At 67.7% G+C, this 26575-nt stretch carries 14 protein-coding genes; 8 read left to right on the top strand and 6 right to left on the bottom strand.

Annotated features, from left to right (window positions below):
- Nucleotides 1-3 precede the first annotated feature (3 nt).
- The gene (locus AU072_RS24240) at nucleotides 4-3237 is read left to right on the top strand and encodes an arabinosyltransferase domain-containing protein (RefSeq protein ID WP_064416089.1); all 3234 of its coding nucleotides are present in this window, start codon (nucleotides 4-6) and stop codon (nucleotides 3235-3237) included.
- Nucleotides 3238-3291: 54 nt separating this feature from the next.
- On the opposite strand, the gene AU072_RS24245 is transcribed toward AU072_RS24240, so the two are convergent.
- The 3 genes from AU072_RS24245 to AU072_RS24255 all read right to left on the bottom strand — a co-directional run bounded on the left by AU072_RS24245 (nucleotide 3292) and on the right by AU072_RS24255 (nucleotide 6081).
- Nucleotides 3292-4254, bottom strand: a complete 963-nt coding sequence (locus AU072_RS24245) for a type IV toxin-antitoxin system AbiEi family antitoxin domain-containing protein (RefSeq protein ID WP_082680999.1) — start codon at nucleotides 4252-4254, stop codon at nucleotides 3292-3294.
- 109 nt (nucleotides 4255-4363) lie between these two features.
- A complete protein-coding gene (locus tag AU072_RS24250; protein WP_064416153.1) occupies nucleotides 4364-5725 on the bottom strand; it encodes a permease prefix domain 1-containing protein in 1362 nt (453 codons plus the stop codon).
- The gene (locus AU072_RS24255; RefSeq protein ID WP_064416090.1) at nucleotides 5725-6081 is read right to left on the bottom strand and encodes a PadR family transcriptional regulator; all 357 of its coding nucleotides are present in this window, start codon (nucleotides 6079-6081) and stop codon (nucleotides 5725-5727) included. The genes AU072_RS24250 and AU072_RS24255 overlap by 1 nt, the downstream gene beginning before the upstream one ends.
- A 107-nt stretch (nucleotides 6082-6188) precedes the next feature.
- Between AU072_RS24255 and AU072_RS24260 the strand changes: the two genes are divergently transcribed.
- The 7 genes from AU072_RS24260 to AU072_RS24290 all read left to right on the top strand — a co-directional run bounded on the left by AU072_RS24260 (nucleotide 6189) and on the right by AU072_RS24290 (nucleotide 17506).
- On the top strand, nucleotides 6189-9449 hold the full coding sequence (locus AU072_RS24260; RefSeq protein WP_064416091.1) for an arabinosyltransferase domain-containing protein: 3261 nt from the start codon (nucleotides 6189-6191) through the stop codon (nucleotides 9447-9449).
- Complete coding sequence (locus AU072_RS24265; protein ID WP_064416092.1) at nucleotides 9446-12655, top strand: arabinosyltransferase domain-containing protein; 3210 nt, start codon at nucleotides 9446-9448, stop codon at nucleotides 12653-12655. The genes AU072_RS24260 and AU072_RS24265 overlap by 4 nt, the downstream gene beginning before the upstream one ends.
- Before the next feature lie 132 nt (nucleotides 12656-12787).
- Complete coding sequence (locus tag AU072_RS24270) at nucleotides 12788-13696, top strand: MBL fold metallo-hydrolase (protein ID WP_064416093.1); 909 nt, start codon at nucleotides 12788-12790, stop codon at nucleotides 13694-13696.
- Between the two features lie 119 nt (nucleotides 13697-13815).
- Nucleotides 13816-14439 (top strand): GTP cyclohydrolase I FolE, encoded by a 624-nt coding sequence (gene folE / locus AU072_RS27805; RefSeq protein WP_082681007.1) that lies wholly within the window; start codon nucleotides 13816-13818, stop codon nucleotides 14437-14439.
- A 5-nt stretch (nucleotides 14440-14444) separates the two neighbouring features.
- Entirely contained in the window at nucleotides 14445-15911 is a 1467-nt protein-coding gene (locus AU072_RS24280; RefSeq protein ID WP_174523806.1) for a DHA2 family efflux MFS transporter permease subunit, read from the top strand.
- Nucleotides 15908-16660 carry a dihydrofolate reductase family protein gene (locus tag AU072_RS24285; protein WP_064416095.1) on the top strand — a complete coding sequence of 251 codons (753 nt, stop codon included), beginning with the start codon at nucleotides 15908-15910 and terminating at the stop codon, nucleotides 16658-16660. The genes AU072_RS24280 and AU072_RS24285 overlap by 4 nt, the downstream gene beginning before the upstream one ends.
- A gap of 480 nt (nucleotides 16661-17140) precedes the next feature.
- Nucleotides 17141-17506: a hypothetical protein gene (locus AU072_RS24290; RefSeq protein ID WP_133147312.1), complete on the top strand. Its 366-nt coding sequence runs from the start codon at nucleotides 17141-17143 to the stop codon at nucleotides 17504-17506.
- A gap of 15 nt (nucleotides 17507-17521) precedes the next feature.
- Here the strand turns inward: AU072_RS24290 and AU072_RS24295 are convergent, their stop codons facing one another.
- Genes AU072_RS24295 through fadD32 form a run of 3 tightly spaced genes read right to left on the bottom strand, consistent with a single transcriptional unit; the run spans nucleotide 17522 to nucleotide 26476 of the window.
- Nucleotides 17522-19096, bottom strand: coding sequence for an acyl-CoA carboxylase subunit beta (locus AU072_RS24295; protein WP_064416097.1), 1575 nt, complete (start codon nucleotides 19094-19096; stop codon nucleotides 17522-17524).
- Nucleotides 19093-24573: a polyketide synthase Pks13 gene (pks13, locus tag AU072_RS24300; RefSeq protein WP_064416098.1), complete on the bottom strand. Its 5481-nt coding sequence runs from the start codon at nucleotides 24571-24573 to the stop codon at nucleotides 19093-19095. Before pks13 ends, AU072_RS24295 begins: the two co-directional genes overlap by 4 nt.
- Before the next feature lie 13 nt (nucleotides 24574-24586).
- Nucleotides 24587-26476, bottom strand: coding sequence for a long-chain-fatty-acid--AMP ligase FadD32 (gene fadD32 / locus AU072_RS24305; protein WP_064416099.1), 1890 nt, complete (start codon nucleotides 26474-26476; stop codon nucleotides 24587-24589).
- Nucleotides 26477-26575 lie beyond the last annotated feature (99 nt).

Raw genomic sequence — 26575 nt, forward strand, 5'->3', positions numbered from 1 at the left:
GCCGTGGTCGGTGAAGCCGGGGTCGGGTCGAACCATCGAACGGTGCGCCTCATTGCCATCGTCGCCGGGTTGCTCGGCGCGCTCCTGGCGATCGCGACGCCGTTGATGCCGGTCACGCAGACGACCGCCCAGCTGAACTGGCCGCAGAACGGCGTCCTGCAAAGCGTTGACGCCCCGCTCATCGGCTACGTCGCGACCGACCTCGAGATCTCGGTGCCGTGTCGCGCGGCGGCCGGGTTGGCCGGGCCCGGCGACCAGGGCCGCACGGTGCTGTTGTCGACCGTGCCCAAACAGGCGCCCAAGGCCATCGACCGCGGTCTTCTCATCGAGCGGGTCAACGACGACCTGCTGGTGATCGTGCGCAACACCCCGGTGGTCAGCGCGCCGCTGGATCAGGTACTCAGCCCGCAATGCCAGCGGTTGACGTTCACCGCACACGCCGACAAGGTGACCGGCGAGTTCGTCGGGCTCGTTCAGGGCCCGGGACGGATTCCGAGCGAGGACCCCGGCGAACCGCTGCGCGGTGAGCGCGGCGGCTACGACTTCCGCCCCCAGATCGTCGGCGTCTTCACCGACCTCAGCGGTCCGGCACCGCCGGGGCTGGAATTCTCCGCGACGCTCGACACCCGCTACAGCACATCGCCGACGCTGCTCAAGACGCTGGCGATGATCATAGGGGTGGCGATGACCGTCATCGCCCTGGTCGCCCTTCACCTTCTCGACACCGCCGACGGCCGCGGTGTCAGACGGTTCCTGCCCCCGAGGTGGTGGACGCTGCGCCCGCTCGACGGCGTCGTCACCGCGGTGCTGGTGTGGTGGCACTTCATCGGCGCCAACACCGCCGACGACGGCTACATCCTGACGATGGCGCGGGTCTCCGAGCACGCCGGCTACATGGCGAACTACTACCGGTGGTTCGGCACGCCGGAGGCGCCGTTCGGCTGGTACTACGACCTGCTGGCGTTGTGGGCGCACGTCAGCACGAACAGCGTGTGGATGCGGCTACCGACGTTGGTGATGGCGCTGGCGTGCTGGTGGGTCATCAGCCGTGAGGTGATCCCGCGCCTGGGCCACGCGGTGAAGCAGACACCAGCGGCGGCGTGGACGGCGGCGGGTCTGTTCCTGGCGTTCTGGCTGCCGCTGAACAACGGGCTACGCCCCGAACCGATCATCGCGCTGGGCATCCTTCTCACCTGGTGCTCGGTCGAGCGGGGGGTGGCCACCAGCAGGCTGCTGCCCGTGGCGGTCGCGATCATCATCGGTGCGCTCACGCTGTTCTCCGGCCCGACGGGTATCGCCGCCGTGGGCGCGCTGCTGGTGGCCGTCGGGCCACTGAAAACCATTGTCGCCGCGCATGTCTCGCGATTCGGCTACCTGGCGCTGCTGGCGCCGATCCTGGCCGCGGCCACCGTCACGATCATCCTGATCTTCCGGGACCAGACGCTGGCCTCCGAACTGCAGGCCAGCGCCTTCAAGTCCGCGGTGGGGCCGAGCCTGAGCTGGTTCGACGAGCACATCCGCTACGAGCGGTTGTTCACGCTGAGCCCCGACGGTTCGGTGGCGCGCCGGTTCGCCGTGCTCACGCTGTTGCTGGCGCTGGCCGTTGCCGTCGCGATGTCGTTGCGCAAGTTCAAGATTCCCGGTACGGCGTTGGGACCCAGCCGCCGCATCATCGGCATCACGGTCATCTCGTTTCTGGCGATGATGTTCACCCCGACCAAGTGGACCCACCATTTCGGCGTGTTCGCCGGGCTCGCCGGCTCCCTGGGCGCGCTGGCCGCAGTCGCCGTCACCGCCACGGCGATGCGCTCGCGCCGCAACCGCTCGGTGTTCGGCGCCGCGGTGCTGTTCGCGATGGCGCTGTCGTTCGCCACCGTCAACGGCTGGTGGTACGTGTCGAACTTCGGTGTGCCGTGGTCGAATGCCATGCCGGAGTGGAAGTTCGGCTTCTCGACGATGCTGCTCGGGCTGGCCGTGCTGGCCCTGCTCGCCGCCGCGTGGTTCCACTTCTCCGGACGCGACTCGTCGCCGCCCGGCCCGCAACGGCGCTGGCAACGAATGCTGCAGGCGCCGTTGGCCATCGCCACATGGCTTTTGGTGGTTTTCGAAGTGCTCTCGCTGACGCTGGCCATGATCGACCAGTACCCGGCGTGGAGCGTCGGCCGGTCCAACCTCGAAGCCGTGACCGGCAAGACGTGCGGGATGGCCCAGGATGTGCTCGTCGAGGAGGACCCCAACGTCGGCATGCTGACGCCGATCGACACGCCCGTCGGTGAGGCGCTCGGCGCCGGCACCGCACAAGGGTTCAACCCCAACGGGATTCCCAGTGACGTCTCCGCCGACGAGACCATGAGCGGGCAGGGCACCTCCACCAACTTCGCCGACACCGACAGCGAAGACGACCAGGCGGGCAACGGCGGCACCGAGGGCGGCACGACAGCCGCCGCCGGTGTCAACGGTTCACGGGCCCGGCTGCCCTACAAACTCGATCCGGCCACCACGCCGGTGATGGGCAGCTGGCGTGCCGGCACGCAGCAGCCCGCGCAGTTGCGCTCGGCCTGGTACCGGCTGCCGGACCGCGACGACGCCGGCCCGCTGCTGGTCATCTCGGCCGCAGGCCGGTTCGACGCGGGTGAGGTCACGGTGCAGTGGGCGACCGACGAGCAGGCGGCCGCCGACGAGCCGGGTGGTGCGATCGGGTTCGCCGATGTCGGCGCCTCCCCCGCGTGGCGCAACCTGCGAGCCCCGCTGGCCGCGATACCGCCCGAGGCCACCCAGATCCGGTTGGTGGCCTCCGACGACGACCTCGACCCGCAGCATTGGATCGCGGTGACGCCGCCGCGGATCCCGGAGTTGCGCACGCTGCAGGACGTCGTCGGATCGTCGGATCCGGTGCTGCTCGACTGGCTGGTCGGGTTGGCGTTCCCCTGCCAGCGGCCGTTCGGCCATCAGAACGGCGTCGTCGAGGTGCCCAAGTGGCGGATCCTGCCCGACCGCTTCGGGGCCGAGGCGAACTCGCCGGTGATGGACTACCTCGGTGGCGGGCCGCTCGGCATCACCGAACTGCTGGTGCGGGCCACGACGGTGCCGACGTATCTGCAGGACGACTGGTTCCGGGACTGGGGCTCACTGCAGCAGCTCACCCCGTGGTACCCGAACGCCGCGGAGGCCCGCCTCGACCTCGGCACGGCGACGCGCAGCGGGTTGTGGAGCCCGGCGCCGCTGCGCCTGTCCTGACTTTGTTGCTCGATTGCCCTTAGCTGGTTGATCGCACGCACGTGGTGCGTGGAATCAACCCGTTAGTGCGACCGCGGGACCGCATACCGGGCACGTGCGCACGCGACCGGTCCAGCCGCGACGCCTGAGCACGCCGCCGATCAGCTGGGCCGTGCGGCATGTATCGCCGAAGACCAGTCCGTAGGTAAGCCGAATGGTGACCAGATCCGACCGGCTCAACTCCGCGAGATCACGCAGTGCATCGCGGTCGCGGTCGCGCGGCGAATCGTGAAACGCGCGACCGTCGAGCTCGACGACGACCCCTTGGCGCCCGTAGCGCACATCCTGGTAGGTGGCCCGGCCGGTCGCGGTGCTGCGCGCCTGCCGCTTTCCTCTGGGCAACCCGTGCGCTCGTTCGACCCGAAGCAGGTAGCCGCGCTCCAGCACCGAACACGCGCCGTCGCGAAGGTCGGTGAGCATCGCCTCCACGGTGCGCCGCCCCGGGACACGTCGGCGAGTTTCCAACGTCTGCAGTATCCGCTGCGGGGTGGTGCGCCACGTTGCACACACTCGCGCCATTTCTGCGAACGCCGCCGCGACGTCCTCCTCTCGGAGCTCGCCGCCGACCACGTCAATCAGCGCGTGCTCCAATCGAATTGCCGGAGGGTTGCGAAAGAGGTCGGCACGGTGCGCGAAGTCGGGCGTCCGGTGCAGCACGATGCCCGGCAGCGTCCGCAGATTGCGCGACGAGTCGATCGCGATGTGTACAACAGTCGGTGGCGGATTGGGCAGTGCCGATACATGTGCCAGCGCCGCCGGCCAGAACGCCAGCACCGCGGCCCAGTGCCGCTGCATCTGGGTGAGGCGCCCACTGTGATTGACGTAGACACCGCGCTCGAGCGGTATCAATTCGCGGCGGCGTACCAGTCGCGCGATGTCGAAATCAGTGGCTCCGGCCGAGACCATTTGGCGTCGTGCGACGACTCCGTCCTGCGCGACGGTGAAGTCCGCGACCTGCCCGAGATGCCATCGCGTCACGCGGATAAGCGTGAACCAGCCACCGAACCACGACCAGCTGATGCCGGACCGGCTGTGGATAACCGCTTAAGGGGTTGATCGCACGCGCCTGGTGCGTGGAATCAACCCGTTAGATGAACCCGAACAGCGGCGGCAGCGCGACCACCACAAGCGCGGCCCACGCGCCGTAGACCGGGAGGTAGCGGGTCTGCCAGCGTTCGACGTCGCCGAACGGCCGTCGTCGCCGCAGGAAGCCGAGCACGAGCCAAGCCGACCAGATCAGGTTGACCAGCAGCACCAGGTTCAGCCCGAGCGCGGCGACCTTGTTCGGGCTGTAGCCGAACTCGGCGATGCGGATGAGCATCGCGGCGAGCATCAGGATGTCGACGGCCAGCGCGCTGAGCACCAGAACCAGTTGCAGCCAGTCGAACACGGCAGGCGGAGCCAGCGGGTCGCGGGCGGAGATCGCATACAGCAGCAGACCGAGCACCAGGACCAGGATGAGGTCCATCAGGATCAGCAGGTTGCGATCCACACCGATGACGCTGCCGGCCGACGAGAACGCCACCAGCAACGCGAGCAGCATGATGATCGTCAGCGGAGTGAACACCCGCGTCAGGACCGGCGCGATGTTCTCGATGACGTTCTGCTTGGCTTCGACCAGCCACGCCGCGACGATGATCGCCGTCGGCACGATGATCGGCAGCGCCCACAGGCTGACGAAGTCCTCCAGGTCCACGCCGATGGCATCGAAGGCGCCCGCGGTCAACAGCATCAACACCCCGACGCCCATCATCAGCAGCGTGAAGTAGACGACGAATTCTCCGGTGAAGCGGATGAAATCCATTCGGCGCGAATGGGAGCGCCACCGCCCGCCGACGTAGGCCAGGCCGACGAGCAGCCACAGCACGATCGGCGTATGGATCGCGGCGAGCACCTCGGTGTCGCGGTGGTCCCAGAAGTCGTCGCCGAAAGGGTAGGTGTTCAGCGCGAGGGCCAACACCGCGGCGGGCACCATGAACAACGCCCACTGCCGCAAGCGCAGTCGTCGCTTCCAGGCGAAATAGCCCACCAGGAACGGGAATACGAAGAACCCCGCGTTGCGCACGAAGGTGAGGTCGTCGCCGAGCCACGCGAAGCCCAACCTGACCGCGATGCCCGCACCGAGCCCGAGCGTGAGCACGACGAGCAGTTCCCGATGAGGCCGGGCCGAGTCCTCGACCGTCTCCTCTGACACGAGCACCAGCTGCTTCCACAACCGGTCGGAGTGCTCGCGGGCGAACTCCCGCGAGATCGCGTCGACGTTGCCCATCCGCTTGACCGCGACCAGGAACGACTCGTCTCCGGAGAGTCCGGCGCGCGACAGATCGGCGATCTGCTCGCGGAGGTGATCCTCCATCTCGTCGACATCGGCCGCGGCGATGGCGCGGTGTCGCTGGACGTAGCCACGCCAGTGGGCGATCTGCGATTCCAGCTCGCTGTCGGCCTGCATCACGCCCACCCCGGAGCCGCATCGGTGGGCATGCCCTTCCAGACCCGCTCCAGCGCCTCGGCGACGACGGTCCACTGCCGGTGCCGTTCGGCGAGCGTCTGAAGGCCGGCGGGGGTGATCGCGTAATGCTTGCGTCGGCGGCCGCCCTCGGAGACCCGCCAGTGCGCCGACACGTAGCCCAGTCGTTCCAGCCGGTGCAGAAGCGGATAGAGCATGCCGTCGGTCCACTGCATCCGGCCACCCGACAACTCGTTGACCCGCTTGATGAGCGCGTAACCGTAGGACTCGCCGTCGGCCAGAATCCCGAGGACCAGCGGGGTGGCGGAGGCAGCCACCAGATCTTTCTCGATGTGCACGCCCGAGCCTCCTATACCTAGAACTGCTAGGTCACACCCTAGCAGTTCTAGGTATGTGGGCCTGGCGTCACCGACTCCGAGGATTTCGTCGCCTACCATCGACGCTCGTGCCTGCCCATCGAATCGCGCGATTGATCGCCGTCGTCGCAGGCATCGCCGGGGTGCTGCTGTGCGGGCTGGTCCCGCTGCTGCCGGTCAACCAGACCACCGCCACCATCCTGTGGCCGCAGGGCACCGGGCCCGACGGGTTCGTCAGCGACATCACCGCCCCGCTGGTCTCCGGCGCGCCGCAGGCCCTCGACATCTCGATCCCCTGCCGGGCCGTCGCCACGCTGCGCGATGACGGTGGCCTGGTGCTGTCGACAGTCCCGCCGGGCGGCATCGACGCCAGCCGTAACGGGCTGTTCGTGCGCGCCACCTCCGACGTCGTCGTCGTGGCGTTCCGCGATTCCGTCGCCGCCGTCGCACCGCGCCCGGCCGTGGAGGGCGGCGCCTGCAGCACGCTGCACATCTGGGCCAACCCAGGCGAGGCCGGCGCCGACTTCATCGGGCTGCCCGGGGCCGCGGGGACCCTGCCCGCCGAGGAGAAACCTCAGGTCGCGGGCGTCTTCACGGATATGGAGGTCGCGCCACAGGAGGGGCTGTCGGCGCGCGTCGACGTCGACACCCGGTTCATCACCTCGCCCACCGCGCTCAAGCTCGCCGTGATGGTGCTGGGGGTCTTGTGCGTGATCGCGTCGATCGTCGCGTTGGCGGTGCTGGACCGCCACAGCGGTCGCCGCGTGGCGCGCGCATGGCGGCGGTTCTGGCGCGTCGGCTTCTGGCACTGGGTGGCCGACCTCGCCGTCGTGGGCACTTTGCTGCTGTGGCACGTCATCGGCGCGCTGTCGTCGGACGACGGCTACAACCTCACCATCGCCCGGGTCTCCGCTGACGCCGGCTACACCGCGAACTACTACCGGTTCTTCGGCGCCACGGAGGCCCCGTTCGACTGGTACCAGTCCCTGCTGGCGGCGTTCGCCTCGGTCAGCACCGCGAGTGTGTGGATGCGGGTGCCCGCGACGCTGGCGGCGATCGGCGCCTGGTTGATCGTCAGCCGCTGCATCCTGCCCCGCCTCGGCCGCCGGCTCGCTGCCAACCGGGTGACGGTGTGGACGGCCGGAGCGGTGTTCCTGGCGGCATGGCTGCCGTTCAACAACGGCCTGCGACCCGAACCGCTCATCGCGTTCGGAACGGTCGCCGTCTGGGTGCTGGTGGAGAACGCCGTCGCCACCCGGCGGACGTGGCCGGCCGCGCTGGCCGTCGTCGTCGCGGTGTTCAGCGTGACGCTGGCGCCGCAGGGACTGATCGCAATCGCGCCGCTGTTGGTCGGGGCCCGCGCGATCGTGCGCACCATTCGCGCGCGCCGTCCGGTCGACGGTGTGCTGGCACCGCTGGCGGCGCTGCTGGGTGCGCTCGCGCTGATCTTCGTGGTGGTGTTCCGCGACCAGACTCTGGCCACGGTGGCCGAGTCGGCCCGCATCAAGTACGTCGTCGGCCCGACCATCGCGTGGTACCAGGAGTTCCTGCGCTACTACTTCCTCACCGTCGAGGACAGCGTCGATTCGTCCCTGACCCGACGCTTCGCGGTGCTGGTGCTGTTGCTGTGCCTGTTCGGGATGCTCGCGGTGCTGCTGCGGCGCGGCGGTGTCGTCGGCATGGCGCGCGGGCCGGTGTGGCGGCTCATCGGGTCGACCGCGATCGGCCTTCTGCTGCTGACGTTCACGCCCACCAAGTGGGCCGTGCAGTTCGGTGCCTTCGCCGGGCTGGCCGGTGCGCTCGGTGCGGTGACGGCGTTCGCGTTCAGCCGCGTCGGGTTGCACAGCCGGCGAAACCTCGCGCTCTACGTCACCGCGCTGCTGTTCGTATTGGCCTGGGCCACATCGGGTATCAACGGCTGGTTCTACGTCGGCAACTACGGTGTGCCGTGGTTCGACAAGCAGCCGGTGATCGCCGGTATCCCGGTGACGGGGATCTTCCTGGCCTTGGCGATCGTGACCGGTCTGCTCGCCGGGTGGCTGCACTTCCGCATGGACTACGCGGGACACACGGAGGTCGCCAACACCAAGCGCAACCGCGTGCTCGCCTCCACGCCGCTGCTGGTGGTGGCGACGATCATGGTGGTGCTCGAAGTCGGCTCCATGGCCAAGGGTGCCGTGCAGCGCTACCCCGTCTACACCACAGCCAAGGCCAACGTCTCGGCATTGAAGTCCGGTCTCTCGGACACCAGCTGCGCGATGGCCGACGATGTGCTCGTCGAACCGGACACGAATGCCGGGATGCTGCAACCGGTTCCGGGACAACGCTTCGGCGAGTACGGCCCGCTCGGCGGGGAGGACCCGGTCGGCTTCAACCCCAACGGCGTCAGCGACACCCTCGAACCGCCCGAACCGATCACCGCCAACCCCGGCACGGTCAACTCCGACGGATCGCCCAATGAACCGAACATCGGCATCGGCTTCGCCGCGGGCACCGGCGGCGGCTACGGACCCGTGGGCGTGAACGGCTCGAACGTGTTCCTGCCGTTCGGACTCGACCCCGAACGCACGCCGGTGATGGGCAGTTACGACGAAAATACCGTCGCGGCCAAGGTGACGTCGGCGTGGTACCAACTGCCGCCACGCACCCCGGACCGGCCGCTGGTCACCGTCGCGGCCGCGGGGGCGATCTGGTTCTACGAAGAGGACGGCTCGTTCAACTACGGGCAGTCGCTGAAGTTGCAGTGGGGTGTGCACCGCCCCGACGGCAGCTATGCGCCGCTGACCGAGGTGCAGCCGATCGACATCGGGCCGGGGCCCCAAAAGGCCTGGCGCAACCTGCGTTTCCCGCTCACGACGGCGCCGCCGGAGGCCAATGTCGCGCGCATCGTCGCCGACGACCCCAACCTGTCCACCGACCAGTGGTTCGCGTTCACCCCGCCGCGGGTGCCGGTGCTGGTGACGGCGCAGCAGTTCCTCGGCTCGCAGACGCCGGTGCTGATGGACATTGCGACGGCCGCGAACTTCCCGTGCCAGAACCCGTTCTCCGAACATCTCGGCATCGCCGAACTGCCGGAATACCGCATCCTTCCGAACCTCAAGCAGGTGGTCGTGTCCTCGAACCAGTGGCAGTCGGCCGAGGACGGCGGTCCGTTCCTGTTCATCCAGGCGCTGTTGCGCACCTCGACCGTGCCCACCTATCTGCGCGACGACTGGTACCGCGACTGGGGTTCGATCGAGCGCTACCTGCGGGTGGTGCCCGAATCCGAGGCCCCCGACGCCGTCGTCGAACAAGGAGCGGTGCGCGTATTCGGTTGGAGCCGTAACGGACCCATCAGGGCGCTGCCATGAGCCGGACGTCGAGTTCTGAAGTGCGGATCGCCCGGTGGGTCGCGGCGATCGCGGGGCTGATCGGCTTCGTGCTGTCGGTGGCCACGCCCCTGCTACCGGTGGAACAGACCACGGCGACGCTGAACTGGCCGCAGCAGGGGGAGTTGAACAGCGTCACCGCGCCGTTGATCACGCAGACGCCGGTGCGGATGACGGTGACGGTGCCGTGCGAGGTGATCCGCACGATGCCGCCGCGCGGCGGAATGGTGCTCGGCACCGCGCCCAAGGACGGTAAGCAGGCCGCACTGCAGGGCCTGTTCGTGACGGTCAACCCGCAACGCGTCGACATCACCGACCGAAACGTGGTGGTGGCCAGCGTCCCCCGGGCCCGGGTGGTCGGCACCGGAGAGTCCCCGGGGTGCTCACGAATCGAGATCACCTCCTCCGAGGAGGGCACGTTCGCGACGTTCGTCGGCCTGACGAAGGCCGACGGGTCCCCGCAGTACACCGGTTTCCCGGACCCGAACCTGCGCCCAGCGATCGTCGGGGTGTTCACCGATCTGACCGGCCCCGCCCCGCCGGGGTTGAGCCTGTCGGCAGAGATCGACACCCGGTTCACCACCGAGCCGACGCCGTTGAAGCTGACGGCGATGGTGCTGGCCATCGTGTCGACGGCGATCGCACTGCTGGCGTTGTGGCGCCTGGACCGCATGGACGGCAGGCGGATGCGGCGGTTGATACCGCAGCGGTGGCGGACGTTCACCCCCACCGATGTGGTGGTGGTCGGCGGTTTCGCCCTCTGGCACGTGATCGGGGCCAACTCCTCTGACGACGGCTACATCCTGGGGATGGCCCGGGTGGCCGGACACGCCGGGTACATGTCGAACTACTTCCGATGGTTCGGCAGCCCCGAGGACCCGTTCGGCTGGTACTACAACCTGCTGGCGATGATGACGAGCGTCAGCGACGCCAGCATCTGGATGCGACTGCCGGACCTGGTGTGCGGAATCGTGTGCTGGCTGTTGCTTTCTCGCGAGGTGCTGCCGCGACTCGGTCCGGCCGTCGCCGCGAGCAAGCCCGCGCTGTGGGCGGCGGGTCTGGTGCTGCTCGCGGCGTGGATGCCGTTCAACAACGGCCTGCGCCCCGAGGGCCAGATCGCCACCGGCGCGCTGATCACCTATGTGCTGATCGAGCGGGCCATCACCTCCGGACGGCTCACTCCCGCGGCGTTCGCGATCATCACGGCGGCGTTCACGCTCGGAATCCAGCCGACGGGCCTGATCGCGGTCGCCGCGCTGCTGGCAGGCGGCCGACCGCTGTTGCGCATCCTCGTGCGTCGACGGCAGGTGGTGGGCGTCTGGCCGCTGGTGTTGCCGCTGCTTGCCGCCGGAACGGTGATCCTGACGGTGGTCTTCTTCGATCAGACCATCGCAACGGTGTTGGAGGCCACCAGGATTCGCACCGCCATCGGCCCGAACCAGGAGTGGTACACCGAGAACCTGCGCTACTACTACCTGATCCTGCCGACCGTCGACGGATCGCTGTCGCGTCGCTTCGGGTTCCTGATCACCGCGCTGTCGCTGTTCGCCTCGATGTTCATCCTGCTGCGGCGCGGACGCGTGCCCGGTGTGGCACGGGGCCCCGCGTGGCGGCTGATCGGCATCATCCTGGGCACGGTGTTCTTCCTGATGTTCACCCCGACCAAGTGGGTGCATCACTTCGGTCTGTTCGCCGCGGTGGGCGCCGCGATGGCGGCGCTGGCCACCGTGCTGGTGTCGCCGGCCGTGCTGAGGTGGTCACGCAACCGGATGGCGTTCCTGGCCGCCGTGTTGTTCGTGCTCGCACTGTGTTTCGCGACCACCAACGGCTGGTGGTACGTCTCCAGTTACGGCGTGCCCTTCAACAACGACGAACCCGCGATCGGCGGCGTCACCGTCAGCACGATCTTCTTCGGGCTGTTCGCGATCGCGGCGATATGGGCGGCCTGGCTGCACTTCTCGTCGCGGACCCGCGGCGAAGGCCGCATCGCCCGGGCGCTGACCGCGGCGCCGATCCCGGTTGTCGCGGGCTTCATGGTGGTGGTGTTCGTCGGTTCGATGCTCGTCGGCGCGGTTCGCCAGTACCCCACCTACTCGAACGCGTGGGCCAACCTGCGCGCCTTCGCCGGTGGCTGCGGGCTTGCCGACGACGTGCTCGTCGAACCCGACGCCAACCAAGGCTTTCTGACAGCGCTGCCCGGACAGTACGGGCCGTTGGGCCCGCTGGGCGGAGACCGGCCCGTCGGGTTCACCGCCGATGGTGTGCCGGAAAAGATTGTCGCCGAGGCTATCCGGATGAACCTGCCGATGCCGGGCACCGACTACGACTGGGACCAGCCCACCGAGCTCGAAGAGCCCGGGGTCAATGGATCCACGGTGCCGCTGCCCTATGGGCTCGACCCGAACCGGGTGCCGCTGGCGGGCACCTACGTCGAGGGACCCCAGCAGCAGAGCCGGTTGACGTCGGCCTGGTACGAACTGCCGGCCCCCGACGATGCGCACCCGCTGGTTGTCGTCACCGCCGCCGGAACCATCACCGGCGACAGCGTGTTCAACGGGCGCACCGAGGGCGAGACGGTCGAGTTGGAGTACGCGCGCCGCGCTCCGGACGGCGCCCTGGTACCCGCCGGCCGGATGGTGCCCTACGACCTGGGCCCGATCCCGTCGTGGCGCAACCTGCGCTTCCCCCGCGCCGACATCCCCGCCGACGCGGTCGCCGTTCGGGTTGTCGCCGAGGATCTTTCGCTCACGCCGGGCGACTGGCTCGCGGTGACTCCACCCCGGGTGCCCGAACTGCGGTCGGTACAGGAGTACGTCGGCTCGGAGCAGCCGGTGCTGATGGACTGGGCGGTCGGACTGGCGTTCCCGTGCCAGCAGCCGATGCTGCACGCCAACGGCGTCACCGAGATTCCGAAGTTCCGCATCACTCCGGACTACAACGCCAAGCGCAAGGACACCGACACGTGGCAGGACGGCCTCAACGGCGGTCTGCTGGGGATCACGGATCTGCTGATGCGCGCGCACGTGATGGCGACGTATCTGTCGGAGGACTGGGGCCGGGACTGGGGCTCGCTGCGCCGGTTCGAGATGACCCCTGAGGCGCAAGGAGCGACGCCGGCGACGTTGGACTTCGGCACGGCCACCCACAGCGGCCTGTACAGCCCAGGCCATATCCGCATCAAGCCGTAGCGCCGGGCCATCGTCGGGTGGGCGCGAGCGTGCGAGTCTGCACACGACACGCCACAGATCTGCAACGCATCGCGCACATTCGCAGAGCCGCGAGCGTGCCCCACCGCAGACCGGTCCTCTAGCCTGTAGGCCGTGAACCGGATCCGGTGGGGCGGCGCGACACTCACACGTGCGGTGGAGTGGCAGGTCGACACCTTGCCGAGGGCGATTTTTCCGCACACTCCCGCGCAGGCCTGGGACGACCATGCCGACGAGCTCTCGCCGACCTACTGGACCGACGCCGGATGGCGCATCATCATGCAGATCTGGGTGATCCAGGTCGACGGCCTGACGGTGCTGATCGACACCGGTGCGGGCAACGGCAAGAGCCGACCGCGGATGGCAGTGCTCTCCGGCCTGCAGACCGAGTTCCTTTCCGCGTTGTCCGCCGCGGGATTCGACCCCGCCGACGTGGATGTGGTCGTCAACACGCACCTGCATTTCGACCACGTCGGCTGGAATACTGTGTGGAGCAACGGTTCCTGGGTGCCGACGTTTCCCAACGCCCGCTATCTCGTACCCGAGGCCGACTACCGTCATTTCGGGCCCGACGGTCCCGCGCAGTCGACGACGCCGCGTACAGAGAACGAGGAATCCGTTCAGCGACACGTCCGAACGGTGTTCGAGGACAGTGTTTCCCCGGTGCAGGAGCAGATGGAACTGTGGTCGGGGGATCATCGGCTCAGCGAATCGCTGTGGCTGCGCCCGGCGCCGGGTCACACCCCGGGATCGTCGGTGGTGTGGCTCGACGCCGGCCGGCCCGCGGTGTTCGTCGGCGATCTGACGCACTGCCCCATCCAGGTTCTGCGACCGGAGGACCCCTGCGCCTGGGACGAGGACTTCACGGCGGCCGCGACAACACGCAAGCGCATCCTCACCGAGGCGTCGCGGCGGCGCGCCGCGGTGGTGCCCGCGCACTATCCCGGGCACGGCGGCGCCACCGTCGTCGCCCGCGGTGACGCGTTCATGTTCGACGATTGGCTGCCGTTTCCGTCGATCTGAATTTCACAAATCAACTGACGGCGAGGTAAAGCCTCTGCTAGTAGTAATTTGAAGCTGCTCGAAATGCTTCGGTAGCAAATTACATTGTGGCGCTTTCTGTATGCGGCGAGGAGGCATTGATGTTGCAGACTCCCGAAGCGCCGCAGACCGGAAACGGTCAACTACCGCGGGCCCGCGTATTCGATCAGGAGGCAGTCGAAGCCGCCATTTTCGATCTGCTCGTCGCCATTGGTGAAGATCCTCACCGCGACGGGCTGCGCGACACTCCTGCACGGGTCGCGCGGGCATATCAGGAGACTTTTGCAGGTCTGTATGCCGATCCCGACGACGTTCTCACGACGATGTTCGATGAGCACCATGGCGAACTCGTGCTCATCAAGCAAATTCCGATGTACTCCACATGCGAACATCACCTGGTTTCTTTCCACGGAGTCGCCCATGTCGGCTACCTTCCCGGCGAGGACGGCCGCGTCACCGGCCTGTCGAAAATAGCGCGTCTGGTCGACCTGTATGCCAGGCGCCCACAGGTGCAGGAACGACTGACCGGGCAAATAGCCGAGGCGGTCATGAACAAATTGCATCCTCGTGGCGTAATTGTCGTCGTCGAGGCTGAGCACCTGTGTATGGCAATGCGCGGTGTGCGAAAGCCGGGCGCTGTCACGACGACGTCCGCGGTGCGCGGGCAGTTCCAGACCGATCCGGCGTCCCGGGCAGAGGCGCTGCATCTCCTCTTACGACGGTGATCGCGGTGTCCACGCCGAACGCGCCGACCGAAAGGCCGTCGCTGCGCGCGGTGTGGGCCATGATGATCGGCTTCTTGCTGATCATCGTCGACTCCACGATCGTCGCCGTCGCCAATCCGGTCATCAAAGCGGATTTCGCGGCGCACTACCATGCCGTCATCTGGGTGACCAGTGCCTACCTGCTGGCGTTCGCTGCCCTGCTGCCCGTGGGTGGCCGTCTCGGCGACCGCTTCGGCCCGAAGAGCCTGTATGTCGCCGGCCTTGCGGTGTTCACGCTGGCGTCGCTGTGGTGCGGGGTGTCCGAGTCGATCGGGATGCTGATCGCCGGGCGGGTCGCCCAGGGCATTGGCGCGGCGCTGATGACACCACAGACGCTGTCCGCGGTCACCCGCATCTTCCCGCCCCAGCACCGCGGCATTCCCATGAGCCTCTGGGGTGCGACAGCGGCTGTCGGCCTACTGATCGGTCCGGTGGCCGGCGGACTGCTGGTGGACACGCTGGGGTGGCGCTGGATCTTCCTTGTCAACATTCCGATCGGCGCCGCGGGACTTGTGCTGGCGCTCCGACTGATTCCCGCCCTGCCCGCGCGACCGCATCGACTCGACGCGCTCGGCGCGCTGCTGTCCGGGATCGGTGTCAGCCTGATCGTCTTCGCCCTGCAGGAGGGCCGTCATCACGAGTGGGGGCCGACGACATGGGTGGCGATCGTCGGCGGATGCGCATTCCTGGCGGGTTTCGTTGTGTGGCAGGCAGTTCAGCGTTCGGAGCCGTTGGTACCCCTGGACCTGTTCCGCCACCGAGACTTCGCCCTGTCGAATCTCGGCATCGCGCTGATCAGCTTCACGATCGTCGCGTTCGCGGTTCCGCTGATGTTCTATCTGCAAGACGTGCGCGGTATGTCCGCAACACATGCGGGCCTGGTGACGGCCCCGATGGCGGTCGCGACCGGTGTCGGGGCGCCGATCGTCGGAAGGCTCGTCGACCGCGTCGCGCCACGGTCCATCGTGTGCCCCGGCTTCACGCTGACGGCCGTCGCGTTGATCTGGCTCGCGCTGGAGATGAACCAGTCGGCACCGGTATGGCGAATGACGTTGCCGCTCATGCTCATCGGTGCCGCGGGTGCGCTCACGTGGGAACCGTTGGCTGTCATCGCATCCAGGACGCTGCCCGACGATCTGGCCGGCGCGGGGTCGGCCGCCTTCAACACAATTCGACAAGTCGGGGCCGCGCTCGGCAGCGCGAGCATCGCCGCATTGTTGGCAGCCGTGGCCGACGTCGAGTCCCATGATGCTGCAGAACCGGCGCCGACGTTGTCCACAACCGCCGCCATCGAGGCGATGTCGCACTCGATGCTGTTGCCCGCGGCGGCGGCGGGGATCGGTGCGATCGCGGCGTTCTTCTTCACCGGCCTTACCCCGCGAGCCGTCCAAGCCGTGAGCCACTCCGAGAGAAATGTGAGCACTGCGCCATGACCGCTGTCGCCGCGAGGCCACCGTCGACTCTGCACGAGGTGGACACGCTCACCGATGACGCGCTGCGCGACCTGCTCGCCTATCCCGAAACCCCGACCGCTCCGAGGCTTCGGGCGAATTTCATCGCGAGCATCGACGGCGCCGTGACGCTCGACGGCGCCGGCCGCAAGCTGGGTACGCCGACAGACCGACGCGTCTTCGCCCGGTTGCGTGAAGTCGCCGACGTGATCCTGGTGGGTGCGACCACCGCAGCGTCCAAACCCTATGCCGATCTCCGTGTCGATGCGGACTCGCTGGGGTGGCGGCTCGCCCACGGGCTGGCGTCGGTATTGCGGTTGGTCGTCGTCTCCAGTCGAGGCGTGATCCCGCCTCATCTGCTTGCGGCGACGGTTCCGCCCATCGTGTTGGTCTCTGCGAGTGCCCCGAGTTCAGCGCGGCGAGCGCTGGAAGCGTCGGGGGTGGTCGTGTGCGAGATGGCGGAGGGGCGAATCGACTCTGGCGCAATACGTCACGCCCTTGGCGATCTGGGTCTGCACCGGGTGCTGGTGGAGGGCGGGCCGACGCTGTTCTCCCACCTGGTCGCAGCCGACGAGATCGACGAGTTGTGCCTTACCACCAGCCCGATGATGGTGGCGGGTCCCGCGCGCCGGATCGCCGCCACACCCGCGCATGTCGAGCTCCGTATGCGGCGCAGCGACGTACTGCTCGGTGACGACGGCACCGTCATCGTCCGATGGGTTCGGCGCTGACTGCACGCTCGCGCGAACTTCACTCGGAGGTCTTCGTCATGTCACCACGCCCCGCCGTTACCGACATCCGTGGTCAGTACAGCTAGAAAACCGCGACGCGCGTCTGCTTGCGCTTACAAGGAGTTTGGTGGTGTCGAGGTGATCGGTTCGACAAACTCTGCACTCGCCCGGCCTCTGATGTGAGATCCTCAGAGAAAGTTTCCGTCCAATTCCGGGGGTCGGCGCCAATCACGGTGCATGAAGGTGAGGACGCATATGGCAGATGAAGTCCGCTAGATAGACCTCTCGGCCGAGCGCCCTGATACGCGCTCTGATGTGACACGAGGCAATAGCACGCGACCGATCTCGGCGATGACCGCCGGCGACCCCACTTGAAGGGCACGCGTCGCACGTCTCTCATTCCCGACAGCAATGAACTTAGGACTGACCATGACAATCCGTTGCCAAAGCGCACGCACCTTCCTCCTCAGGTGTGTTGTGATGCTGGCCGCCGCGCTCGGATGCGTCGCACTCGGGTGCGGCACGATCGCGAGTGCCGAGCCCGTATGGGACATCGAGGAGTTCGACAATTGCACCCAAGCCCTGGACGAGGGCCTCGACAACACGAAGAACTGGATCAACACCGCGAACGAGTACTGCTGTAAGCACAGCGGCGGGGTGTGGAACGACAATCGAAAAGAGTGCGTGGCACCGCCGGCCGAGGGCCAGGGCGCCGGACCACAAGTGCCGCCTCGGGCAGGACTCCCGACGATCGCTGTCAATCCGCCCAACATCGGCAATCCCGTTGCTCCGATCGCGCCCCCGGTGTTGATACCAGGGGTTCCGCTGCAACCCCCCGCGGGGTGACCACGAGCGCGGGGACTAGATCGGGGTCAGGCCGTGCTTGCGCTGCACGCGGGTGATCTGCTTGTCCCGCAACAGGTTCAGCGACTTGCGCAGTAGCAGCCGAGTCTCGTGGGGCTGGATCACCGCGTCGATGAAGCCGCGCTCGGCGGCGATCCACGGCGTGGCCATGTTGAGGTTGTACCCCTCGATGAAGTCGGCGCGGATCTTCTGCACCTCCGGCGCCGTCGGATCCGGGAACCGCTTCACCAGCAGCTGGGCCGCGCCCTCGGCGCCGATCACCGCGATGCGCGCGGTCGGCCAGGCGAAGTTCAGGTCCGCCGACAGCTGCTTGGATCCCATCACCGCGTATGCCCCACCGTAGGACTTGCGGATGGTGATGGTCACCTTCGGCACGTCGGCCTCGACGACGGCGTTCAGGAAGCGGCCACCGCGCTTGATGATGCCGCCCTTCTCCTGCTGGACACCCGGCATGAAGCCCGGCGTATCGACGACGAAAACCAAAGGCAGGTTGTAGGAGTCGCAGAACCGGATGAACCGCGCCGCCTTGTCGGAAGCCTCGTTGTCGATCGACCCGGACAAGTGCATCGGCTGGTTGGCGACCACCCCGACCGGGCGGCCGTCGACCCGCGCGAACGCGGTGATGATCGCCGGGCCCTGCTGCTCGGCCACATCGAACACGTCCCCGTCGTCGAAGATCCGCAGCAGGATCTCGTGCATGTCGTAGGCCATGTTGTCGCTGTCGGGCACGATCGAGTCGAGCTCGTAGTCGTGCGGTGTGAGCTCGGGCTCCAGACCGGGGTTGACGATGGGCGGATCGTCGAATGTGTTGGGGGGCAAGAACTCCAGGTAATCGCGCACGTACTGGAAGGCCGCGGCCTCGCTCTCCACCACCTGGTGGATGTTGCCGTACCGGGCCTGGGCATCGGCGCCGCCGAGCTCGTCGAGCGAGACGTCCTCGCCGGTGACGTCCTTGATCACGTCCGGTCCGGTGACGAACATGTAGCCCTGGTCGCGGACGGCCACCACCAGATCGGTCTGGATCGGCGAATACACCGCTCCCCCCGCGCATTTGCCGAGGATGATCGAGATCTCGGGAACCAGCCCGCGAAGCAGTTCGTGGCGGCGCCCCAGCTCGGCGTACCACGCCAGCGACGTCACGGCGTCCTGGATCCGCGCGCCCGCCGAATCGTTGATACCGATGATCGGGCAGCCCACCATGGCCACCCACTCCATCAGCTTGGCCACCTTGCGGCCGAAGATCTCACCGACCGAGCCCTGGAACACCGTCTGGTCGTGGCTGAACACCCCGACCGGCCTGCCGTTGATCCTGGCGTGCCCGGTCACCACCCCGTCGCCGAACAACGCGTTCGGATCGCCGGGCGTCTTGGCCAGCGCGCCGATCTCCAGGAAGCTGCCGGGATCGACCAGGGCGTGGATTCGCGCGCGGGCGCTCGGGATGCCCTTCCTCTCCCGCTTGGCGACCGCCTTCTCCCCACCGGGCTCCTTCGCCTGCTCCAGCTTCTCGCGGAGTTCGGCGAGCAGTTCTGCGGTGGTCTTGGTGCGGGTGGGCGGGAGAGATTCCGTCGTCACTTGCCCTGCTTCTCCTGATCGGTGTTGTCTGCCTCGATCTGGCTGATCGCCTCGCTCATGTGCGCGCCGACCTTCGCAATGTACGGCTCGTCGATCACCTGGATGTGCTCACCCCCGACCGGCACGACCTCCAGCTCGGAGACGAACTCACTCCAGCCGCCGTCGGGTTGGCGGGTGGCGTAGCGCGGTTCGAAGTAGATCGCGTCGTCGTGGTAGCGGTCGGCCATGTACAGCGTGACCTTGCCGTCGTACGGCTTGATCTCGGCGGTGTCGATGGCCCGTTGATCCAGGTACGACGTGCGCTGGTGCTCGATGATGCCGCCAGGGATCTGCACGCCGCTCTGGCTCACCACGTCGAGGACGTACTTGACCTGGCCCTCGTCGTCGAGCGCCTCGAGTTCCTCGTAGGGGATCTCGGGGATCTCGACGTTGAACGTGCGCTCGGCAAAGCGGGCGTAGCGGTCCCAACGGGCGCGGGTCTCCTCCTTCGTCTGGGGAATCTCCTCACTCGGACGGACCGCATCGATCAGACCGACGAACCGCACGTCGGCACCAGCCTGCTTGAGCCCGATCGCGCACGCGTAGGCGAGCACCCCACCCAGCGACCAGCCGGCGAGCAAGAACGGTTTGCCCCGCTTGCCGTCGGTCCAGCCGTTGAGCTCCAACAGTTTCGGCACGTACTCCGCGGCGCGCTCCTCGATGGACCCCTCCACACGCTCGATGCCGTACATCGGCGTGTCGGGGGGTAACCGCTTGAGCAGCGGCTCGTAAACCACCGTCGAACCGCCGGCGGCGTGGAAGACGAAGACCGGGATCCGGTCCGAGTCGTCGCCTGCCCGCAGCGTCCGTACGAAGCCGTCGACCTTGCCGCCCTCGAGGTAGTCGCGGACGGTGGTGGACAGCTCCTCGATGGTTTTGGCGGAGCGGACGTCGTCGACGCTGATGGTGCCCTCGTCGACGCGCTCGGTCAGCCGTTCGGCGATCTTCGTCGCGGTCGCGTCATCGACATCGGGTAGGTCGTTGAAGATGCCGCCCGGCGACTTGCCGGTGACGATCGCCCAGGTCGCGAACGTGACGCGCTCCGCGGCGTCGCGCGGCGGCACGTCGGAGCCCAGCGCCTCGGTGACCGCCTCCTGGGTGAGGAGCTTGCTGGCGGCCGCGACGGTGGACTGGGACGGGCCGCTCGGATCGGTCGGCGGCGGCGGAATCGCCGGGCCTGACGGGTCGGTCGGCGGCGGCGGTATGTCGGCCGCCGGACCGGACGGGTCGGTGGGTGGGGGCGGTATGTCGGATTCCGTTGCCGTGCCCGCACTGGTCACCTCGGAGGCGATGCCGGTCTTCTCGGCCAGCACCTGCTCGAGTTCGGCGACGGTGGTCGCACCGCCCATCAGCTCGGCCTGTTCGGCCGCGATCTCCTCAGCGGTCTTGGTCTTCTGGTGCTCGGCGAGCTGGTCGACCTCGTCGCGGTGCTCGATCGCGTATTGGATCAGCTTCTCGACCGCGTACAGGTTGGCGTCGCGCACCGCGGTCAGCTGGATCGGCGGCAGGTCGAAGTCGTACTCGACGCGGTTCTTGATCCGCACGGCCATCAACGAGTCCAAGCCGAGCTCGATCAGCGGCACCTCCCACGGCAGGTCCTCGGGCTCGTAACCCATTGCCCCGCCGACGATCGCGCCGAGGCGGTCGCGGATCGACTCACCGGAGTCCGGGGACCACTTCGCGAAGCCGGCGGCCAGGCCCGCGCCGGCAGTCAGGTTGTCCTGCAGGATCTCCGGAGCGTCTTCCTCCGGCTCATCCGCAGGCGTCGCCGAAACCTGTTCGGCGACGGCCGCTCCGGTCGCCACCGCCACCGGCAGCGCTGCCGCGGTGCCGGTGCGGCTCACCACGGCGTCGTACACCAGCGTGAAGGACTCGTCGATGCGCGCGTGCACCTGCACGCTGGCGCCACCGGGATGGCGGGTCAGCGTCGTCACCAGCCGTGCTCCCTCGCCGGGCACCGCGCGCTGTTCGGAGGCAACGAGCTTGGCATCCGGAATGACCTGCGCCGCAGCAGCTTTCACCAAGCCGGCCAGATCGGGCTCGCCCTTGGGCGCGTACTCCCACACGTGCCTGCCGTCCGGGGTGGCGACGTGGTTGCCGGGCATCATCACCGAGCTGTCGCCGGTGAACCGCGCGTCGAGCCAGTGCGGTTTGCGCTTGAAACGGGTCGGCGGGATGTTCGCGAAATCCAGCGCTCCGGCCAACCCCTTGGAGCGGCGGGGGAACAGCGTGCGGAAGTCCAGATCGTGACCGTGCACGAACAGCTGGGCCATCGCCGCGGTCATCGAGTCGACCTCGTCCTGCTTGCGCGCCAGCGTCGCGATCAGTTGGGCGTCGTGCAGGCCCTTGGCCGCCGTCGTCAAGCCGACCTGCATGAGCGCCACGGGATTCGGCGCCAACTCCAGGAAGGTGGTGTGGCCGTTGTCGACGGCGTTGCCGATGCCGTGAGTGAAGTAGACGCTGTGGCGCAGCCCCTTCTTCCAGTAGTCGACGTCGTGGATGGTCTCACCGGGCCGGATGTAGCGGCCCTCGTGCACCGTCGAGAAGTAACCGATCTTGGTGGGATGCGGTTCGATGCCGACGAGTTCGGCGGCCAGCTCGCCGAGCAGCGGGTCCATCTGCGAGGTGTGGCTGGCGCCCTTGGTCTGCATCTTGCGGGCGAATTTGCCCTCCTGCTCGCAGCGCTCGATGATCGCGTCGACCTGATCGGGCGGGCCGCCGATGACGGTCTGCGTCGGCGCGGCGTACACACACACCTCGAGATCCTTGAAATCGGCGAAAACCGTGTCGATCTCGTCGGCCGAGTACTCGACCAGCGCCATCAACCGGATCCATTCGCCGAACAGCATGGCCTCGCCCTCACCCATGAGGTGAGCACGCGAACAGATGGCGCGGGTCGCGTCCTGAAGCGACAGACCGCCGGCGAAGTACCCCGCTGCGGCCTCGCCGAGCGACTGGCCCACGACCGCAGCGGGTTTGGCGCCGTGGTGCTTGAGCAACTCGCCGAGCGCGATCTGCAGGGCGAAGATCACCGTCTGGACGACCTCGATGGGGTATTCGCAGGTCTCGTTGGTGTAGTCGACTGCGTCATCGAGAATCAGCTCGAGGATCGAGTAGCCCCGCTCATCCTGGATGAGGGCGTCGACCTTGTTGATCCACTCTGCGAACACCTCGTTGCGCAGGTACAGGTTCTTGCCCATCTTGCGGTGCTGCGCACCGAAACCCGCGAGCACCCAGACGGGTCCGTTCGTCACCGGGCCGTCGGCGCTGAACACACTCGGGTGCTGCTTGCCCTCGGCCACCGCGCGCAGACCCTTGATGGCCTCGTCATGGTCGTGGGCCAGCACCACGGCGCGCGAGCGCCCGTGGTTGCGCCGCGACAGCGCGCGGCCGATCGACTCGAGTGACGACGCGCGTCCCTCGGGGCTGTCGATCCAGTCGGCCAGTTCGGCGGCCGTGGCCTTCTTCCGTGAGGTCAGAAAGCCCGAAACCGCCAGCGGCACAACCGGTGCCGGCTGTTCACCGGACTCCATCTCCTCGCGCGCGGCCTCGAGCAGCTGTAGCGCCTTGTCGGTCAGCCCAGGCAGCTCGGGCTCGTCGACCTGCGTGTGGGCGGGCCGGTCCAGAGCGTCGTCATCGTCATCGTCGACGAATTCGCCGTACTCGTCCATCCGGACCCCGCCGATGTAGACGGCGTTCGCGTCGGACGACTTGTCCTTCTCGGCTTCGGGTTCGGGCTCCGGTTCAGGTTCGACGAGGTCCGATGGCAGCACCTCGCGCAGCACGAGGTGGGCGTTGGCGCCGCCGAAACCGAAGCCCGAGACGCCGGTGATCGCATAGCCGCTGTAGCGCGGCCAGTCGGTGACGGTGTCGGCGACCTTGAGGTGCACACCGTCGAAGTCGATGTAGGGGTTGGGGCCGGTGTAGTTGATCGACGGCGGGATTTTGTCGTTGCGCAGGGCCAGCGTCATCTTCGCCAGGCTCGCCGCGCCGGCCGCCGACTCCAGGTGTCCCACATTGGATTTGATCGCGCCCAGCAGCGCGGGCTTGTCGGCCGCCCGACCCCTTCCGACGACCCGGCCGAGTGCGTCGGCCTCGATCGGGTCACCGAGGATGGTGCCGGTGCCGTGCGCCTCGATGTAGTCGACGAGGCGCGGGTTGATGCCGGCGTCCTTGTACGCCTTGCGCAGCACCTCGGCCTGCGCGTCCGGGTTCGGCGCGAGCAGACCGTTGGACCGGCCATCATGGTTGACCGCGCTGCCCGCGATCACGGCGAGGATCTCGTCACCGTCGCGGCGGGCATCCGAAACCCGCTTGAGCACAAGCATTCCGCCGCCCTCTGAACGGGCGTAACCGTCGGCGTCCTGCGAGAACGACTTGATCCGGCCGTCCGGTGCGAGCACCCCGCCTACTTCGTCGAAGCCCACCGTCACCAGCGGGGTGATCAACGCGTTGACCCCGCCCACGACGGCGACGTCGGCCTCACCCGAGCGCAGCGCCTGCACTCCCTGGTGCGCGGCGACCAGCGAACTCGAGCAGGCGGTGTCGACGGCCACCGACGGTCCGCGGAAGTCATAGAAGTAAGAAACCCGGTTGGCGATGATCGAACTCGCCGTGCCGGTGATCGCGTACGGGTGCGCGATCGACGGATCCGACATCGCCAGGAAGCTGTAGTCGTTCAGCGAACTGCCGATGTAGACACCGACGTTGCCGCCGCGCAGGCTCGACGCGGGGATACGGGCGTTCTCCAGCGCCTCCCAAGTCAATTCGAGCGCCATCCGCTGCTGCGGATCGATGTTGTCGGCCTCCATCTTCGACAGCGCGAAGAATTCGGCGTCGAACCCCTTGATGTCGGAGAGGTAACCGCCGCGGGTGCGTGCCTTGGCCACGCGCTCGGCGATGCGGGGCTCGCCGAGGAACTCCTCCCAGCGGCCCTCCGGTAGATCGGTGATCGCGTCGCGGCCCTCCATGAGCGCCTGCCACGTCTCGTCGGGGGTGTTCATGTCCCCGGGGAAGCGGGTGGCCAGGCCGACGATCGCGATGTCCTCGACGTCGCGCGTGCGCGTCCAGTCCTCGTCGTCATCGCCGGCGTCCTCGGGCTCCGGTTCGCCCTCGACGATCACCGTGGCCAGCGACTCGATGGTGGGGTGGCGGAACGCCACGGTGGCGGTCAACGTGACGCCGGTCAGGTCCTCGATGTCGCTGGCCATCGCGACGGCATCGCGAGAGGACAGCCCCAGTTCGACCATCGGCGCCGACTCGCTGATCGAGTCGGGAGATTGTCCGGTGGCGTTGCCGATCCAGTTGCGCAGCCATTCCCGCATCTCGTTGACCGTCATATCGGTCCTGGGGGCGGTGAGCGGCTTTTCGGGCGCGAGCTGGATCTCGTCGCCGGAAGGCATCTCGGGTTGCTGCGAATCGTCTTGTGTGTCAGCCATATTCGGTGGAATCTCAGTCTGTCTCGTCGGGGAACGCGTTGGCGATCTTCCCGCTGCGCAGACTGCCGTCCAGGTACGCCGAGCGGCACGCCCGGCGACCGATCTTTCCGCTCGAGGTGCGCGGGATCGCGCCGGCGGGGGTCAGCAGCACGTCGCGCACGGTGACGCCGTGGCGCACGGCGATCGCCGCGCGGATGTCGTCGGCGATGGGACCCATGTCGAGCTTGTGGGCGCCCGGAGCGCGCTCACCGACGATGACCAGCTGTTCGGAGGTGTCGTCGGGATCCCGCTTGAGGCCGGCGTGGGCGTTCTCGAACACCTCGTCGGGCAACTGGTTGGCGGGCACCGAGAACGCCGCGACGAACCCGGTGCGCAGTGCCTTGGTGGCCTCCTGCGCGGAGTACTCCAGGTCCTGCGGATAGTGGTTGCGCCCGTCGATGATCACCAGATCCTTGACGCGGCCGGTGATGTAGAGCTCGCCGTCGTAATAGGCGCCGAGGTCGCCGGTGCGCACCCAGGTCGCGTCGTCGGTGTTCCCTTCGGCGTGTGACGGGTTGGTCCGCGACTTGAGGATGTTCTGGAACGTCGCGATCGTCTCCTCGGGCTTGCCCCAGTACCCGGTGCCCATGTTCTGGCCGCTGATCCAGACCTCGCCGATCTGCCCGTCGGGCAGCTCGGTGGCGGTGTCGTTGTCGACGATGACCGCCCACTCGGCGATGCCGATCTTGCCGGCGCCGGCCTGCGGAACGGCCTTGGGCGAATCCTCGGACACCGGAACGAAGCGGCCGACGTTGAGCTCGTCACGGTCCACCGGGGTGATCGTCGGTTCGGCGTCCATCGGCGTCGTCGACACGAACAGCGTGGCCTCGGCCAGGCCGTAGGAGGGCTTGATCGCCTTGGGCTGGAAGCCGAACGGGCCGAAGGCCTCGTTGAACCGCCGCACGGTTGCCGCCGAGATCGGCTCGCTGCCGTTGAGGATGCACTTGACGTTGGACAGGTCCAGCGGCGGTTCGCCGTCCTTGGGCACGCCGCGGGCCGCGGCATGGTCGAACGCGAAGTTCGGGGCCACCGAGATGGTGCCGCCGGTGTCGCCTTCCTTGCGGGCCATTTCACGGATCCAGCGACCGGGGCGGCGCACGAACGCGGCCGGGGTCATGAACGTGATGTAGTGGCCGAGCATCGGTGACAGCAGCACGGTGATCAGGCCCATGTCGTGGAAGAACGGCAGCCAGGACACACCGCGGTCGCCTTCCTGGCCGTCGAGCGCCTCGATCACCTGCACCACGTTGGTGGCCAGGTTCAGGTGGGTGATCTGCACGCCGGTCGGGATCCGCGTGGAACCCGAGGTGTACTGCAGGTAGGCGATGGTGTGCTCGTCGACATCGACGGGCTCCCAGGTGGCGCCGACCTCGTTGGGCACCGCATCGACGGCGATCACGCGCGGCCGCTGGTTGGCCGGGCGGGTGCGGAAGAACTTGCGAACCCCCTCGGCGGCCGCAGTGGTGGTCAGGATCGCCGAGGGATGGCAATCGTCGAGCACGGCGTGCAGGCGGCCAACGTGGCCGGGTTCGTTGGGGTCGAACAGCGGCACCGCGATGCGGCCCGAGTAGAGGGTGCCGAAGAACGCGACGAGATAGTCGAGGTTCTGCGGGCACAGAATCGCGACGCGGTCGCCGGGCTGGGTGACCTGTTGCAGGCGGGCACCGACGGCCCGGTTGCGGGCGCCGAAGTCGGCCCAGCGCAGGTCGCACGCGACGCCGTCACGCTCGGTGGAGAAGTCGATGAACCGGTAGGCGAGCTTGTCTCCACGCACCTTCGCCCATCGTTCGACGTGTTTGACCAGGCTCCCGTTGTCGGGAAACTTGATCAGTCCGTCCTTGATGAACGGGTTATGGAACCCCATCGCACTCTCCTGTCAACGGCACACACTTCTGGATGCCGAATCGCATGATCCCCGAGCCGCCCCCAACCCCCGCAAAATCGTACCGGTCGGCTATCCACT

This window comes from Mycolicibacterium novocastrense (genome assembly GCF_001499835.1).
Classification (GTDB): Bacteria; Actinomycetota; Actinomycetes; order Mycobacteriales; family Mycobacteriaceae; genus Mycobacterium; species Mycobacterium novocastrense.

Coding starts and splice junctions, on each gene's coding strand:
- AU072_RS24290 (WP_133147312.1), top strand. CDS start 17,141: ATGCTGGCCGCCGCGCTCGGATGCGTCGCACTCGGGTGCGGCACGATC.
- pks13 (WP_064416098.1), bottom strand. CDS start 24,573: ATGGCTGACACACAAGACGATTCGCAGCAACCCGAGATGCCTTCCGGC.
- AU072_RS24265 (WP_064416092.1), top strand. CDS start 9,446: ATGAGCCGGACGTCGAGTTCTGAAGTGCGGATCGCCCGGTGGGTCGCG.
- folE (WP_082681007.1), top strand. CDS start 13,816: ATGTTGCAGACTCCCGAAGCGCCGCAGACCGGAAACGGTCAACTACCG.
- fadD32 (WP_064416099.1), bottom strand. CDS start 26,476: ATGGGGTTCCATAACCCGTTCATCAAGGACGGACTGATCAAGTTTCCC.
- AU072_RS24250 (WP_064416153.1), bottom strand. CDS start 5,725: ATGCAGGCCGACAGCGAGCTGGAATCGCAGATCGCCCACTGGCGTGGC.
- AU072_RS24285 (WP_064416095.1), top strand. CDS start 15,908: ATGACCGCTGTCGCCGCGAGGCCACCGTCGACTCTGCACGAGGTGGAC.